The organism is Massilia paldalensis (assembly GCF_044901715.1).
Taxonomy (GTDB): Bacteria; Pseudomonadota; Gammaproteobacteria; order Burkholderiales; family Burkholderiaceae_D; genus Telluria; species Telluria paldalensis.
The window spans coordinates 646,151-661,290 of the sequence record NZ_JBJCIU010000004.1; the positions used below are offsets into that span (position 1 = coordinate 646,151).

The 15,140-nt window shown below is 67.3% G+C and carries 14 protein-coding genes; 9 read left to right on the top strand and 5 right to left on the bottom strand.

Annotated features, from left to right (window positions below):
* Positions 1–90 precede the first annotated feature (90 nt).
* Genes ACI1V7_RS22290 through ACI1V7_RS22305 form a run of 4 tightly spaced genes read left to right on the top strand, consistent with a single transcriptional unit; the run spans position 91 to position 4,435 of the window.
* Positions 91–1,149 carry an aminoglycoside phosphotransferase family protein gene (locus ACI1V7_RS22290; protein WP_404534047.1) on the top strand — a complete coding sequence of 353 codons (1,059 nt, stop codon included), beginning with the start codon at positions 91–93 and terminating at the stop codon, positions 1,147–1,149.
* A gap of 19 nt (positions 1,150–1,168) precedes the next feature.
* Positions 1,169–1,888, top strand: a complete 720-nt coding sequence (gene murU, locus ACI1V7_RS22295; protein ID WP_404534048.1) for an N-acetylmuramate alpha-1-phosphate uridylyltransferase MurU — start codon at positions 1,169–1,171, stop codon at positions 1,886–1,888.
* On the top strand, positions 1,885–3,237 hold the full coding sequence (gene pepP, locus ACI1V7_RS22300; RefSeq protein ID WP_404534049.1) for a Xaa-Pro aminopeptidase: 1,353 nt from the start codon (positions 1,885–1,887) through the stop codon (positions 3,235–3,237). Before murU ends, pepP begins: the two co-directional genes overlap by 4 nt.
* A 7-nt stretch (positions 3,238–3,244) precedes the next feature.
* Positions 3,245–4,435, top strand: coding sequence for an FAD-dependent monooxygenase (locus ACI1V7_RS22305; protein WP_404534050.1), 1,191 nt, complete (start codon positions 3,245–3,247; stop codon positions 4,433–4,435).
* A 66-nt stretch (positions 4,436–4,501) separates the two neighbouring features.
* On the opposite strand, the gene ACI1V7_RS22310 is transcribed toward ACI1V7_RS22305, so the two are convergent.
* From ACI1V7_RS22310 to ACI1V7_RS22320, 3 genes are read right to left on the bottom strand one after another with little or no spacing between them, the layout of a single operon-like run.
* Positions 4,502–5,959, bottom strand: coding sequence for an NAD(P)(+) transhydrogenase (Re/Si-specific) subunit beta (locus ACI1V7_RS22310; protein WP_404534051.1), 1,458 nt, complete (start codon positions 5,957–5,959; stop codon positions 4,502–4,504).
* The gene (locus ACI1V7_RS22315; protein WP_404534052.1) at positions 5,956–6,303 is read right to left on the bottom strand and encodes an NAD(P) transhydrogenase subunit alpha part 2; all 348 of its coding nucleotides are present in this window, start codon (positions 6,301–6,303) and stop codon (positions 5,956–5,958) included. The genes ACI1V7_RS22310 and ACI1V7_RS22315 overlap by 4 nt, the downstream gene beginning before the upstream one ends.
* A 34-nt stretch (positions 6,304–6,337) precedes the next feature.
* Positions 6,338–7,453: a Re/Si-specific NAD(P)(+) transhydrogenase subunit alpha gene (locus ACI1V7_RS22320; protein WP_404534053.1), complete on the bottom strand. Its 1,116-nt coding sequence runs from the start codon at positions 7,451–7,453 to the stop codon at positions 6,338–6,340.
* A 276-nt stretch (positions 7,454–7,729) separates the two neighbouring features.
* On the opposite strand from ACI1V7_RS22320, the gene ACI1V7_RS22325 reads away from it, so the two are divergent.
* The 4 genes from ACI1V7_RS22325 to ACI1V7_RS22340 all read left to right on the top strand — a co-directional run bounded on the left by ACI1V7_RS22325 (position 7,730) and on the right by ACI1V7_RS22340 (position 11,865).
* On the top strand, positions 7,730–8,212 hold the full coding sequence (locus tag ACI1V7_RS22325) for an NUDIX hydrolase (RefSeq protein ID WP_404534054.1): 483 nt from the start codon (positions 7,730–7,732) through the stop codon (positions 8,210–8,212).
* Between the two features lie 16 nt (positions 8,213–8,228).
* Positions 8,229–9,338, top strand: coding sequence for a tRNA 2-thiouridine(34) synthase MnmA (mnmA, locus tag ACI1V7_RS22330; protein ID WP_404534055.1), 1,110 nt, complete (start codon positions 8,229–8,231; stop codon positions 9,336–9,338).
* Between the two features lie 242 nt (positions 9,339–9,580).
* Positions 9,581–10,060 (top strand): chemotaxis protein CheW, encoded by a 480-nt coding sequence (locus tag ACI1V7_RS22335; RefSeq protein WP_290413376.1) that lies wholly within the window; start codon positions 9,581–9,583, stop codon positions 10,058–10,060.
* Between the two features lie 113 nt (positions 10,061–10,173).
* Positions 10,174–11,865 (top strand): methyl-accepting chemotaxis protein, encoded by a 1,692-nt coding sequence (locus tag ACI1V7_RS22340; protein ID WP_404534056.1) that lies wholly within the window; start codon positions 10,174–10,176, stop codon positions 11,863–11,865.
* A 78-nt stretch (positions 11,866–11,943) separates the two neighbouring features.
* Here the strand turns inward: ACI1V7_RS22340 and ACI1V7_RS22345 are convergent, their stop codons facing one another.
* A complete protein-coding gene (locus ACI1V7_RS22345; RefSeq protein WP_404534058.1) occupies positions 11,944–13,731 on the bottom strand; it encodes a putative bifunctional diguanylate cyclase/phosphodiesterase in 1,788 nt (595 codons plus the stop codon).
* A gap of 236 nt (positions 13,732–13,967) precedes the next feature.
* Here ACI1V7_RS22345 and ACI1V7_RS22350 point away from each other — a divergent pair, with 236 nt between their 5' ends.
* Positions 13,968–14,717 carry a GAF domain-containing protein gene (locus ACI1V7_RS22350; RefSeq protein ID WP_404534059.1) on the top strand — a complete coding sequence of 250 codons (750 nt, stop codon included), beginning with the start codon at positions 13,968–13,970 and terminating at the stop codon, positions 14,715–14,717.
* 4 nt (positions 14,718–14,721) lie between these two features.
* Here the strand turns inward: ACI1V7_RS22350 and ACI1V7_RS22355 are convergent, their stop codons facing one another.
* Positions 14,722–15,126: an ANTAR domain-containing response regulator gene (locus ACI1V7_RS22355; protein WP_404534060.1), complete on the bottom strand. Its 405-nt coding sequence runs from the start codon at positions 15,124–15,126 to the stop codon at positions 14,722–14,724.
* Between the last annotated feature and the right edge of the window lie 14 nt (positions 15,127–15,140).

A 15,140-nucleotide genomic window follows, 5' to 3' on the forward strand; every position in this document is an offset into this window, starting at 1 on the left:
TCGCGTTGCACCATAGAGGGCGATTTTTTGGATTTAATCCCTTATTATATGGGAATATTTTCACCAACCGGTTTCATCTCAGGACGCTTCATGTCTTCTTCGTCTCAACACCTTCCCACCGCCCTAGACAAGGATGCCCGCCTCGCCCGTCTGACCGCATGGCTCGGCACCCTGGACCTGGTCGAGGTGGGGAGCCTGCGCCCTGCCTCGTCCGATGCCAGCTTCCGCCGCTACTTCCGCCTCGATGTTGTGCCGGCGCTACGCGCCAAGCTGGGCGACACCCTGATCGCCATGGATGCCCCGCCCGAGCGCGAGAACGTGCCGGCCTTCATCCACGTCGACGGCCTGCTGTTCGACGCCGGCGTCACCGTGCCCGCCATTGCGGCGCGCGACGTCGACAACGGCTTCCTGCTGCTGTCCGACCTCGGCACCACCACCTATCTGCAGCGCCTGGACGCCGACAACGCCAATTTCATGTATTCGGACGCCGTCGATGCCCTGATCAAGTTCCAGCTCGCGAGCCAGCCCGGCGTGCTGCCCGAGTTCGATCGCGCCTTCGTGATGCGCGAACTGAACATCTTCCCCGAGTGGTTCGTCGAGCGCCACCTGGGCGTGACCATCGACGAGGCGCAGCGCGCGCAGCTGGATAAAGTATTCGAAGCGATTGCCGCCAACGTGCTGGCCCAGCAGCAGGTGTTCATGCACCGCGATTTCCATTCCCGCAACCTGATGTTCCTCGACCAGGGCAACCCGGGCGTGCTGGACTTCCAGGATGCCGTCTACGGCCCCGTCACCTACGACCTGGCCTCGCTGCTGCGCGACGCCTACATCCAGTGGGACGAGGAATTCGTGCTCGACTGGGTGGTGCGCTATTGGCAAAGCGCCAAGCAGGTCGGCCTGCCCGTGAATCCGGACATCGACGCGTTCTACCGCGACTTCGAATACATGGCCCTGCAGCGCCACCTGAAAATCCTCGGCATCTTCTGCCGCCTGAACTACCGCGACGGCAAGCCGATCTACATGGGCGACCTGCCGACCGTGATGGACTACGTGCGCAAGACCGCCAACCGCTACACCGAACTGAAGCCGCTCGCGCGCCTGCTCGATTCCTTCGAGGACAAGGCACCGTCCGTCGGCTACACCTTCTGAACAGCGCAGGAACGCCGCCATGAAAGCCATGATCTTCGCCGCCGGCCGCGGCGAGCGGATGCGTCCGCTGACCGATACCTGCCCCAAGCCCCTGCTGAAGGTGCGCGGCCGCCCCCTCATCGTCTGGCACGTCATCAACCTGGTACGCGCCGGCATCAAGGACATCGTCATCAACCATTCCCACCTCGGCCACATGATCGAGGAGGAGCTGGGCGACGGCAGCCGCTGGGGCGCGCGCATCGTCTATTCGCACGAGCCGACGCCGCTGGAAACGGCCGGCGGCATCGCCAACGCCCTGCACCTGCTGGGCGACGAACCCTTCCTGGCCGTCTCGGGCGACATCTATGCGCCCTACTTCGACTTCGAGCAGGCGCTCGACGCGCTCAAGGACACCGACGCCGTGGGCCAGCCGATCCCTCTTGAGAAGCGCGACATCGCCTGGCTGTACCTGACGCCCAACCCGTGGCACAACCCGCAGGGCGACTTCGGCATGACGATGTACACGCTGAGCAACGACGGCGACCCGAAATGGAATTTCGCCGGCATCGGCGTCTATCGTCCGGAGATGTTCGATGGGATCAAGGCCGGCGAGTTCCTGAAATTCGGCCCGCTCATGCGCAAGTTCATCGACCAGGGCCGCGTCGGCGGAGAGCTCTACGACGGCCAATGGGTCAATGTGGGGACCGTGCAGCAGCTGGAAGAGCTGAACGCGCCGCCGAAGACGGCGCAGAAAGCATGACGGCCGCGGCACCGAAGGCCGACTACGGCGCGCGCCGCGCGCGCCTGGCCGCGCAGATGCAGCCGGGCGCCGTGGCCGTGCTGCCGACCGCCCCGGAAACGACGCGCAACGGCGACAGCGAGTATCCGTACCGCCACGACAGCCATTTCTACTACCTGACCGGCTTCAAGGAGCCGGACAGCGTGCTGGTACTGGTCGCCGCGCAGGGCGACCTGCCGGCGCGCTCGATCCTGTTCTGCCGCGAAAAGCACCCGGAGCGCGAGATCTGGGACGGCTTCCGCTACGGCCCCCAGGCCGCGCGCGACGCCTTCGGGGTCGAAGAGGCGCATGCCATCGATGCCATCGACACGGAACTGCCGCGCATCCTGGCCAACGCGCCGGCGCTGTACTACGCGCTGGCGTCGGACGCGGCGCTCGATGCGCGCGTGCAGGGCTGGATGGAGTCCGTGCGCGCGCTCGCGCGCAGCGGCACGACGGCGCCGGACACCTTCTGCAACCTGCTGCCCCTGCTCGACGAGATGCGCCTGGTCAAGGACGACGCCGAGCTGGCCATCATGGCGCGCGCCGGCGCCATCTCGGGCGATGCGCATGCGCGCGCGATGCGCGCCGCCCGCCCCGGCGTCTTCGAATACGAACTGGAAGCGGAACTGCTGTACGCGTTCCGCAAGCACGGCGCCCAGTTCCCCGCCTACACCTCGATCGTCGCCTCGGGCGCCAACGCCTGCGTGCTGCACTACAACGCCAACGACCGGCAAACGCAGGACGGCGAGCTGGTGCTGATCGACGCCGGCTGCGAGCTGGATGGCTACGCGTCCGACATCACCCGCACCTTCCCCGTCAACGGCCGCTTCAGCGATGCCCAGCGCACGCTGTACGAACTGGTGCTGGCGGCGCAGGAGGCGGCGTTCGCCGCGATCACCCCCGGCCGCCCCTACAGCGGCTTCCACGAGGCCGCGCTGCGCGTGCTGGTGCAGGGCATGCTCGACCTGGGCCTGGTCGACAAGGGCCTGTACGCGAGCGTGGACGACGCCATCGCCGCCAAGGCCCACGTGCCCTTCTACATGCACGGCACCGGCCACTGGCTGGGCATGGACGTGCACGACGTGGGCGCCTACCGCGATGTCACCCTGGCCGACAAGCCCTCGCGGCCGCTCCAACGGGGCATGGTGCTGACGGTGGAGCCGGGCATCTACGTGCGCCCCGGCGAGGGCGTGCCCGAGCAGTACTGGAACATCGGCATCCGCATCGAGGACGACGTGGTCGTCACGGAAGACGGCTGCCGCATCCTGACCGGCAACGCGCCCAAGGGCGTGGCCGAGATCGAGGCCCTCGTGGGCCGGGGCGAATGAGGATCGAATGAGCGCAACGGACGGAACGATCGACAAGGACACCGTGCAGGCGGACGTGGCGATCTGCGGCGCCGGCCCCGTGGGCATGGCGCTGGCGGCGCTGATGGCGCGCCGCGGCATCGAGGGAAGACGCATCGTGCTGGTCGACGCCAGGGCGCTGGGCCAGGCGATCGCCGACCCGCGCTCGATCGCGCTGTCCTGGGGCAGCCGCATGCTGCTGGACGACGTCGGCGCCTGGCCCGCCGTCGCCGGAGCGGCCACGCCCATCCATGACATCCACGTCTCGCGCCGCGGCCACCTGGGGCGCAGCCTGATGGACCGCGCCGAGCACGGCCTGGACGCCCTCGGCTACGTGGCGCGCTACGGCGACGTGGTCGACGCGCTGGCCCGCGCCTGCGAGGCCGCCGGCGTGCAGGTGCTGCGTCCCGCGCGCGTGGCCGCGCTGGAAGAAAAGCCGGACGGTGTGCTGCTGCAGCTGGACGACGGCCGCCGGATCGACGCGCAGGTGGCGGTGCAGGCCGAAGGCGGCGTGTTCGGCAGCCAGGAAGAACGGGCGCAGCGGCGCGACTACGCGCAGACGGCCATCATCGCGCGCGTGTCCAGCAGCGCCGCGATCCCGCACCGCGCCTTCGAACGCTTCACGGACGAGGGCCCGCTCGCGCTGCTGCCGCAGGACGGCGCCGACGGCCACCAGTACGCGCTCGTGTGGTGCGTGCATCCGGACCGCGCCCAGCGCCTGCTGGACCTGGGCGCCGACGACTTCCTGCGCGCGCTGGGTGAGGCTTTCGGCGAACGCCTGGGCAGTTTCACCCGCGTCTCCGAACGCGTCGCCTTCCCGCTCGGCCTGAACGCCGACGCCCGCTTCACGCGGCGCACGGTAGCCATCGGCAACGCGGCGCAGACGCTGCACCCTGTCGCCGGCCAGGGCCTGAACCTGGGCCTGCGCGATGCGGCCGTGCTGGCCCGCCTGCTGGCGCGCTCCCTGGATCGCGATGCCGGGCCGGATGCCATCGCGCAGTTCGCCGCCGAGCGCGAACGCGACCGCGGCGCCGTCATCCGCATCACCGACACGATGGCGCGCGTGTTCGCGAACAAGGGGCCGCTGCAGCCGCTGTTCGGGCTCGGACTGGCGGCGCTCGACACCTTCAAGCCGGCACGCATGCTGCTGGCCGAACTCATGATGTTCGGGCGGCGCTAAGGCCAGGGGTCAGAGCCCGGTGTTGCTTTTCAAAGGGCTCCGACCCCGGTGTCGAACGGAGCCGCATCACTCCACCGCCTTGACCATCGTCTCGATCACCTTCTTCGCATCGCCGAACACCATCATCGTGTTCGGCTGGTAGAACAGGTCGTTGTCCAGCCCCGCATACCCGGATGCCATCGAACGCTTGTTGACGATGATGCTCTTGGCCTTGTAGGCCTCCAGGATCGGCATGCCCGCGATGGGCGACTTCGGGTCCTTGGCGGCAGGGTTGACGACGTCGTTCGCGCCCAGCACCAGCACCACGTCGGTCTGGCCGAACTCGCCGTTGATGTCTTCCATCTCCGCCACCTGGTCGTAGGGCACCTCGGCCTCGGCCAGCAGCACGTTCATGTGGCCCGGCATCCTTCCGGCCACGGGGTGGATCGCGTAGCGCACCTGCACGCCGTGGTGCGTCAGCTTTTCCGCCAGTTCCTTCACCGAGTGCTGGGCGCGCGCCACGGCCAGGCCGTAGCCGGGCACGATGATGACGGATTCCGCGTTCTGGAGGATGAAGGCGGCATCCTCGGGCGAACCGGATTTCACGGGGCGCTGCTCCTTGGCGCCGCCGCCGTCCCCGCCCGCCGCCTCGCCGCCGAAGCCGCCCAGGATCACGTTGAAGAACGAGCGGTTCATCGCCTTGCACATGATGTACGAGAGGATCGCGCCGCTCGATCCCACAAGCGAGCCGGCGATGATCAGCATCGAATTGTTCAGCGAGAAGCCGATGCCGGCCGCCGCCCAGCCCGAGTAGGAGTTCAGCATCGACACCACCACCGGCATGTCGGCGCCGCCGATGGGGATGATGATCAGCACGCCCAGCACGAACGCGAGTACCGCCATGACGATGAACGGCGTCCAGGCAGGGGCCGCGCCGCTCGAGAAGCAGAACACGAGGCCCAGCACGACGATCGCGATCGCCACCGCCAGGTTGATCAGGTGCTGGCCCGGATAGCGCACGGGCGCACCCTGGAACAGGCGGAACTTGTACTTGCCGGCCAGCTTGCCGAAGGCGATCACGGAACCGGAGAACGTGACGGCGCCGACGAAGGTGCCGATGAACAGTTCCAGCCGGTTGCCGAAGGGGAGCCCCTCGCCGCGCGCGGCGATGTTGAAGGCCCAGGGCTCGGACACGGCGGCAATGGCGATGCACACGGCGGCCAAGCCGATCAGCGAGTGCATCGCCGCCACCAGTTCCGGCATCTTGGTCATCTCGACGCGGCGCGCGGCGATCGTCCCGATGGCGCCGCCCACGACCACGCCCAATAACACCAGGCCGAATCCCATGGAACCGGTCTGCATCTGCTCCTTCAGCTTGACCATCAAGGCGATGGTGGTCACCACCGCGATGCCCATGCCGGCCATGCCGAAGGCGTTGCCCAGGCGCGCGGAGCTGGGCGAGGACAAGCCCTTCAGGGCCTGGATGAAGCACACCGACGCCACCAGGTACAGGAGCGTCACGACGTTCATGCTGACGACATTCATGCGGCCTCCTTGGTGCTCGCGGCGGCCGGCGCGGTCCCGGCCGATGCCTTGGCCTTCGGCTCCTTCTTCTTGAACATCTCCAGCATGCGCTGGGTGACGAGGAAGCCGCCGAACACGTTGACGGCGGCCAGCGCCACCGCGACGGTGCCCGCCACCTGCCCCGCCAGGCCTTCCGTCAGGCCGGCGGCCAGCATGGCGCCGACGATGATGATGGCCGAGACGGCATTGGTCACCGCCATCAGCGGCGTGTGCAGCGCGGGCGTGACGTTCCACACCACGTGGTAGCCGACGTAGATCGCCAGCACGAAGATGATCAGGTTGATGATCGTGTGACTGATTTCCATTTGCGCTCTCCTGTCTCCGATGTTGTGGTTCGCCTCATGCCGCCCGCAGCACGTCGCCGCCTTGCGCCACCAGCACGGCGCGCACGATCTCGTCCTCGCGGTCGATGGCGAGCCTGCCATCCTTGTCGATGACGAGCTTGAGGAAGTCCAGCACGTTGCGCGCATACAGGGCCGACGCGTCGGCCGCCACCAGCGCCGCCAGGTTCGGCTCGCCGATGATGGTCACGCCGTGCCTGACGACCGTCTTGCCGTATTCCGTCAGCGGGCAGTTGCCGCCCTGGGCGATCGCCATGTCGACGATCACCGAGCCCGGTTTCATCGCGCGCACGGTCTCTTCGCCGATCAGCGTGGGCGCCTTGCGGCCGGGGATCAGCGCGGTGGTCACGACGATGTCGGCCAGCCTGGCCCGCTCGTGCACCAGTTCCGCCTGGCGCCGCATCCAGTCGGCCGGCATCGGACGCGCGTAGCCGCCCGTGCCCTGGGCGATCTCGCGCTCCTCGTCGGTGAGAAAGGGCACATCGATGAACTTGGCGCCCAGCGACTCGACTTGCTCCTTGACGGGCGGGCGCACGTCGGATGCCTCGATCACGGCGCCCAGGCGTTTCGCGGTGGCGATCGCCTGCAGGCCGGCCACGCCCACGCCCATGACCAGCACGCGCGCCGCCTTGACGGTGCCGGCGGCCGTCATCAGCATCGGCATGAAGCGCTGGTAGGCATTCGCCGCCATCATGACGGCCTTGTAGCCGGCGATGTTGGCCTGCGAGGACAGCACGTCCATCGATTGCGCGCGCGTGATGCGCGGGGCCGCCTCCAGGGCAAAAGCGGACAGGCCGCGCCGGGCCAGCGCGCCCATGCCCTCCGCGTCGAAGGGATCGAGCATGCCGACGAGGGCGGCGCCGGGCTGCATGAGGGCGAGTTCCTCGGCGACGGGCGCGCGCACCTTCAGCACCAGCTCGGCGCCCAGGGCCTCGGCCGCGCTGCCGATGCGCGCGCCGGCGGCCACATAGGCGTCATCGGTGACGGAGGCGGCCAGGCCGGCGCCGGACTGCACGACCACGTCGTGCGCGCCCGCCAGTTTCTTGACGGTTTCGGGGGTGGCTGCGACGCGGGTTTCGCCGGGCTTCGTTTCGGCCGGCACGCCTATCTTCATGATGTCTCCCTATCATTGATAAACTGTCTAGAATCTAGCATGTCGGGAATCCATGGATGGACCGGGCGTCAAGCCTTACCCACGCCACATGGTTTCAGTGGTTTTTCGTAAACACTTGGCCAATTCTGCAATTTTGCCCGCTACAGCTCGTAAGAAGCCCTTATCTTCTTGTCATAGATCAATATTCGCCGAAATCCAACGTGTTGCGTCGCAGCGTGCGCGTAAGCAATGTGCGTTCCATCAAGGTAGAATGTCGGCTCATTTTCAAGGACGCGCATGACCCATACCTTCAGACCGTCAGTCACCGTTGCCGCGATCATCGAACGCGACGGCCGTTTCCTGCTGATCGAAGAGGAGACCAGCGATGGCATCCGCCTGAACCAGCCCGCCGGCCACCTCGATCCGTTCGAATCGCTCGAGCAGGCCGTGATCCGCGAGGCGCTGGAAGAAACGGCGCACGAATTCATCCCGGAAGCGCTGGTGGGCATGTACATGTCGCGCTACCACTCGAAGTCGCGCGGGACCGACGTGACCTACCTGCGCTTCACCTTCTGCGGCAAGGCCGGCAAGTCTTTCGACCAGCCGCTCGACGAAGGCATCCTGCGCACGCTGTGGATGACGCGCGACGAGATCGCCGCCTCCCAGGACCGCCACCGCAGCCCCATCGTGCTGAAATGCGTGGACGATTACCTGGCCGGCAAGCGCACACCCTTGAACCTGCTGTACACCGACCACTCGGTCTTCGAGGGCGGAATCTAAATAGCGAAGAATTGACATGAGCAAGAAAAAAGTCGTGATCGGGATGTCGGGCGGAGTCGACTCCTCGGTCGCGGCGTGGATGCTGAAGGAACAGGGCTACGAGGTCGTCGGCCTGTTCATGAAGAACTGGGAAGACGACGACGACTCCGAATACTGCTCCACCCGCCAGGACTGGATCGACGCGGCCAGCGTGGCCGACGTGGTCGGCGTGGACATCGAGGCCGTGAACTTCGCCGCCGAGTACAAGGACCGCGTGTTCGCGGAATTCCTGCGCGAATACCAGGCCGGCCGCACGCCGAACCCGGACGTGCTGTGCAACGCCGAGATCAAGTTCAAGGCTTTCCTCGACCACGCGATGAAGCTGGGCGCCGACCTGATCGCGACCGGCCACTACGCGCGCGTGCGCCACAACGGCGCGACCGACCGCTTCGAGTTGCTGAAGGCGTTCGACGCGACCAAGGACCAGAGCTACTTCCTGCACCGCCTGAACCAGGCGCAGTTGTCGAAGGCGCTGTTCCCGCTGGGCGAGATCCCGAAGACGGAAGTGCGCAAGATCGCCGAGAAGCTGCAGCTGCCCAACGCGCAGAAGAAGGATTCGACCGGCATCTGCTTCATCGGCGAGCGCCCGTTCCGCGAATTCCTGGGCCGCTACCTGCAGCACAAGCCGGGCCCGATCAAGCTCGACAACGGCCAGACCGTGGGCGAGCACGTCGGCCTGTCGTTCTACACGCTGGGCCAGAGGAAGGGCATCGGCATCGGCGGCCTGAAGTCGCACAAGAACGCCGACGGCACCAGCGCGCCGTGGTTCGTGGCACGCAAGGACATCGCCACCAACACGCTGTACATCGTGCAGGGCCATGACCACCCGTGGCTGCTGTCGCAGGAACTGGGCGCCGGCCAGGCCAGCTGGATCGCGGGCGAAGCCCCCGAACCGCGCGCGCTGTCGGCCAAGACCCGCTACCGCCAGGCCGACGTTGCCTGCAGCGTCGCGCCGCAGGGACTGGAGCGCTTCACCCTCGATTTCACCGACCCGCAATGGGCGGTGACCCCGGGCCAGTCGGCCGTGCTGTACGACGGCGACGTGTGCCTCGGTGGCGGCATCATCGACGCGGCTTCCGCCGTCTAAGCCACACCCCCGTCGCCCCGGCGCAGGCCGGGGCCCAAGTTCCTGTACAACCTGCAAATTTGGGTGAAGAATGCCGGGGGCATTCTTCACGCCTGCGCAGGGGTGACGCGGGAAGTGTTGCATCCTTCCTGCAAACTGTGTCGTTTCCCGCGTCAATTATCATTTCTCCATCGCAACTGCATCGAAAATATCGTAATCTTCGGTTATATTGCCGTACGGAAAAACCCTCTGAAGGAAACATCATGGCCGAAGACATCGACAACAACGCTAACGAAGTACTCTCGTTCCGCCTGGGCGGTGAAGAGTACGCCATCAGCATCCTCAAGGTGCAGGAAATCCGCGGCTACGATGCCGTGACCCGCATCGCCAACGCCCCCGAGTACCTGAAGGGCGTCGTGAACCTGCGCGGCATCATCGTGCCGATCGTCGACATGCGCATCAAGTTCAACGTCGGCGCCCCGACCTATGACGCGTTCACCGTCGTCATCGTCCTGAACATCAACGGCCACACGATCGGCATGGTGGTCGACAGCGTGTCCGACGTCGTGACGCTGACCCCGGAGCAGATCAAGCCGGCGCCGGACATGGGCGCCAGCGTGTCGACCGAGTTCCTGCGCGGCCTGGGCACCGTGGGCGAGCGCATGCTGATCCTGCTGGACATCGACAAGCTGCTGGGCTCCGAGGAAATGGGCCTGCTGGCCGCCGCCCGCGCCGCCGCCTGATCGCGACAAATCGCAGTACCAGTCATACGCAGCACCATCCGCAGTATCAGTAGTGCCTCTCCCGGCCACGGCATGACGCCGTGGCCGTCTCCGCCTCACTTCCAACCATTGATATGAAACTGGGAAACCTGAAACTTCGCACGCGCCTCGTGCTCGGCTTCGGCATCATCTGCGCCATGCTCGTCGTGGCGCTCGTGCTGGGCATCGGCATGCTCCGCCACCTCAACCAGGGCACCAAGGAAATCGTCCAGACCCGCCTGCCCAAGATCGAGGGCGCCACCAAGTTCCTCGACCAAGTCAACAACATCTCCATCGCGCAGCGCAACCTGATCCTGAACGAAGACCCGGCCGACCGCCAGTCGCAGATGGCCGTCGTCATGAAGAGCCGCGCCGCGATCGAGGAACTGCTCGCCCATGACGGCAGCGATCCGGAAATCGCGACGATGCGCGAGCTGAACGAACGCTTCCTGAAGGTCCAGCAGGAACTGCTGGCCCGTATCGACAGGAACGACCTGGCCGGCGCCAAGACCTATCTCGTCACCGACTTCCGCCCCGTGCTGCAGGACCTCAAGAAGGCCATGAACGCCCAGATCAAGAGGCACCGCGACCTGATCCAGCAAGCCAGCAGCGACGCCGAGGCGACCTACCAGCGCGCGCTGACGCTGATGTCGGTGCTCGGCCTGGCGATCCTGGCCGCCGCCGGCACGGTGGCCTGGCGGCTGTCGCTGTCGATCACGCGTCCCCTGGCGCAGGCGCTGGACGTGGCCAATACCGTGGCCGCCGGCGACCTGACCAGCCGCATCGAGGCAAGCGCGAACGACGAGGTGGGCCAGCTGCTGCAGGCCCTCAAACGCATGAACGAGAACCTGGCGCGGACCGTGTCCACCGTGCGCGGCGGCACCCGCACCATCGCCACCGCCTCCAGCGAAGTGGCGGCCGGCAGCATGGACCTGTCGAGCCGTACCGAGCAGCAGGCCAGCGCGCTGGAGGAAACGGCATCGTCGATGGAAGAGCTGACCTCGACCGTCAAGCAGAACGCCGACAATGCGCGCCAGGCCAATATGCTGGCGGCCGGCGCCTCCAGCGTGGCCGAGCGCGGCGGCGCCGTGATCGAGCAGGTGGTCGGCACCATGAACGAGATCGACGCCGCGTCCGGCAAGATCGCCGACATCATCGGCGTCATCGACGGCATCGCCTTCCAGACCAATATCCTGGCGCTGAACGCGGCCGTCGAGGCGGCAAGGGCCGGCGAGCAGGGCCGCGGTTTCGCGGTCGTCGCCGGCGAAGTGCGCAACCTGGCCCAGCGCTCGGCCGCCGCGGCCAGGGAAATCAAGGAGCTGATCGAGGATTCGAGCGGCAAGGTGGCGAACGGCAGCAAGCTGGTGGCCGATGCCGGCGCCACGATGACGGACATCGTCGACAGCGTGCGCCGCGTCACGGGCATCATGGCCGACATCGCGAACGCCAGCCAGGAGCAGACGGCGGGCATCGAGCAGATCAACGCCGCGATCGCCCAGATGGACCAGGCGACCCAGCAGAATGCGGCGCTGGTCGAGCAGACCTCGGCCGCGTCGGCGGCGATGCAGGAGCAGGCCGACAAGCTGGCGCAGGCCGTGGGCATCTTCCGCCTCGACCATGAGGAAGCGGCGGCGCCGGCGCCGGCGGTGCGTGCGCAGCCCGCGGCCAGGAAGGCGATCGCGGCGGCCAAGCCGGCTGCCGCCGCGCGCAAGCCGGCCGTGAAAGCCGAACCGGCACCGCGCAAGCGGCCCGCGGTGACGACCGAGAGCGATTGGGAAGCGTTCTAGGAACACGCCGCCGTCCCCGCGAAAGCGGGAACGGCGATTTTTAGCTGGCGCTGCTACGCGCGAAAACGCACAGGCCGGCTACGCGACCTCGAGCCGCTCTGCGAACCACGCCTCGAACGCCGCCGCCTCCAGCGGCCGCGCATACAGATAGCCCTGCGCCTCGTCGCAGCCGGCGCCCTTCAGCACCTCCGCCACGGCGTCCGTCTCGACGCCCTCGGCCACCACGCGGTGGCCCAGGTCGTGCGACAGCTTGATCATGGTCGCGACCAGCGCCCGCTTGCGCGCGTCGCGCTCGATGTCGCGCACGAACGAGCGGTCGAGCTTGACCACTTGCGCCGGCAGGCTTTGCAGGTAGGCCAGGCTGCTGTAGCCGGTGCCGAAATCGTCGATGGCCAGGTGCACGCCGGCCCCGTGCAGCGCGTGCAGCGCGGCCGTCGCGCGGCGCGGGTCCTGCATCAGCGCACTTTCGGTGATCTCCAGCGCCAGGCTCGCCGGCGGCAGGCCGTGGCGGTGCAGGCCGTCGACCACGCGCACGCAGAAGTCCGGCTCCAGCAGGTTCACGGCCGAGACGTTGACCGACAGCTGCATGTGCAGTCCGGTGGCGCGCCATTCGGCCAGCTGGTGCATGGCCGCTTCCAGCACCCAGTTGGTGGTCGCGCGGATCATCGACGTGCACTCGACCACGGGGATGAATTCGGCAGGCGACACGTCGCCTGCTTCCGGATGGTGCCAGCGCAGCAGCGCTTCCGCGCCCGGGCAGGCACCGTCCGCCAGGTCGACCTTGGGCTGGAACACGAGGCGCAGCTGGCCCTTGCGGCCGGCGGCGGCGCCGTCCAGCGCGGCGCCGAATTCCTCGACCAGCCAGAACCGGCGGCGGTAGGCGGCGTCGCGCTCGGGCGAGAACACGGCCACGCCATAGCCCTGGTCGGAGGCCTGCTGGACGGCCGAATGCAGGTCGTGCAGCAGTTCGCCCGCCATCGTGACGCGCATGCGGAACGGCGCCACGCCGATGCGCGCCGTGGTGACGAAGCGCGCGGTGGTGGAGGCGGCGCGGCGCCGCAGCCAGTTTTCCAGCTCGGCGCAGAAGGCGATCGGATCGGCCGCGCGCGGGGCGATGAAGGCGAACGCGGTCGGCGCCAGGTGGTACACCGTCGTGTCGTGGCCGAAGCCGGCCTTCATGAGGTCCACGGCCTCGGCCACGATCTCGTCGATCCAGGACGCGCCCAGCGCGCGCACGGCATGGCCGGCCTGCTCGGGGCTGGCCAGGCTGACCAGGGCCGCCAGGCGCGCCTCGCCGCGCGGGCAATCCTGGCTCAGGTCCTGGTAGTCCTCGATGAATTGCTGCCGGTTCGGCAGGCCGCTGGCCGGGTCGACGCGGCCCAGCGCATGGCGCAGCTCGATCTGGGCCATCGCCATCGCCGCCAGGTCGGACAAGGCGGCCCGTTCGGCGTCGGTGACGGCGCGCGCTTCGTGGCCGAGCACGCACAGCGCGCCCAGGCAATGACCGTCCTGCGTGACGAGCGGCGCGCCCGCATAGAAACGGATGCCGCCCGCGGCCAGCAGGCTGTCGCGGTAGCGCGCATGGTGCAGCAGGTCGGGCACGACCAGCATCGTGGCCGTCTCGGCCACTTCGGCGCAGGGCGCGCCCGCGCGCGGGATCGCGTCATGGTCCACCCCTACGCGCGACTTGAACCACTGGCGGTCGCTGTCGGTCAGCGAGATCGCCGCGATCGGCAACCTGAACAGCGCCGCGGCCATGCGCGTGATGCGGTCGAAGGCTTCGCTGGGCGGCGTATCCAGCAGGTTCAACCTGCGCAATGCTTCCAGGCGCGCCGCTTCGCCCGCGAAGCGTAGGGATAGGTCCATGGTAAAACGTGATACCTTATTTGATGAAATTGACTAATCCGGCGAGTTTGACGACATACTTGCCATTGGTCAACCACAACGTGAATTAGTTACTGTTTGTTTTTAAATGATTATGAACGCAATTAACTTTCCGGCGTGATATTCGCCGTTAACCAATTGAAATCAATTCCATCAAATTTGTTGATGTATGAAAAGTCCGCAAGTAAAATAGATCATTCGTCCTTTTTGGATCAACTATGTCTATCTCGACCCAAGTCGACACCCAAGACCCCGTGTTGACGACTGCCGCGGCAGCACGCCTGCTGGGCGTGGCCGTCAGTACCGCCCAGCTGTGGCTGGAAAGCGGGGCCCTCCCGTCCTGGAAAACCCCGGGCGGCCACCGTCGCGTACGGCTCAGCGCCGTGACCCGATTGCTCGAGGAACGGGCAGGACGCAGCCGGGGCGCTTCGCCCTCCGTCGCACTCGCTCCCGATCCGGAATTCCTGCCCGTCGCGGCGCCGCCCTACCCTGTACCGGCCGGCGAGCGTGCGCGCCTGGCGGCGCTGCAGGCCAGCGGCCTGGTCGACACTGCCCCGGAAGACGTGTTCGACCGCCTGACCTGGCTCGCGACCCAGGTCACCGATTGCCCGATCGCGCTGATCACGCTGCTGACCTCGAAGCGCCAGTGGTTCAAGTCGCGCGTCGGCGTCGAGATGCCGGAAACCGCGCGCGAGATCGCGTTCTGCAGCCACACGATCCTGCAGCGCGGCCCGTTCACGGTGGAAGATGCGGCGCGCGACGCGCGCTTCGCCGACAATCCGCTGGTGACCGGCGAGCCGCACATCCGTTTCTACAGCGGCGTCCCCCTGGTGGATGCCGGCGGCCATGCGTTCGGCACCCTGTGCGTGATCGACCGCGAACCGCGCCGCCTGCGCGACCGCGAGACGAAGGCGCTGGCGGAACTGGCCGCGATCGCCTCCGAGGAACTGCAGCGCCGTACCGGCTGAGGCCTCAGGCCGGCTGCGCCGGATCCGTTCCGGCGCGGTGTTTCTTGACGATGGCCATGACGGTGGTGCGGATGGTGCGCAACACCGTGTCGGCCTTGAACGGCTTGACGATGAAACCGTGCACCCCGCGCGCCATCGCGGCCTGGATGGTGGGGGCGTCGAGCGTGCCCGACACCATGAAGATGAGGGTCTTGGGCAGTTCCGCGCGCAGGCGCTCGACGATGTCGCTGCCGTCCTCGACCTGTTCGCGCGCGATGCAGGCGATCTGCGGATGGTGCTTGACCGCCAGCGCATAGGCGGCGACGCCGGTATGGGCCTGGCCGACGACGTCGTAGCCGCCGTCGGTCAGGACGGTGTTGAGCAGGCCGCGCGAGATCGCGTTGGTGTCGACAATGATCGCCTTGAGCATCGTTGGATTCCTTG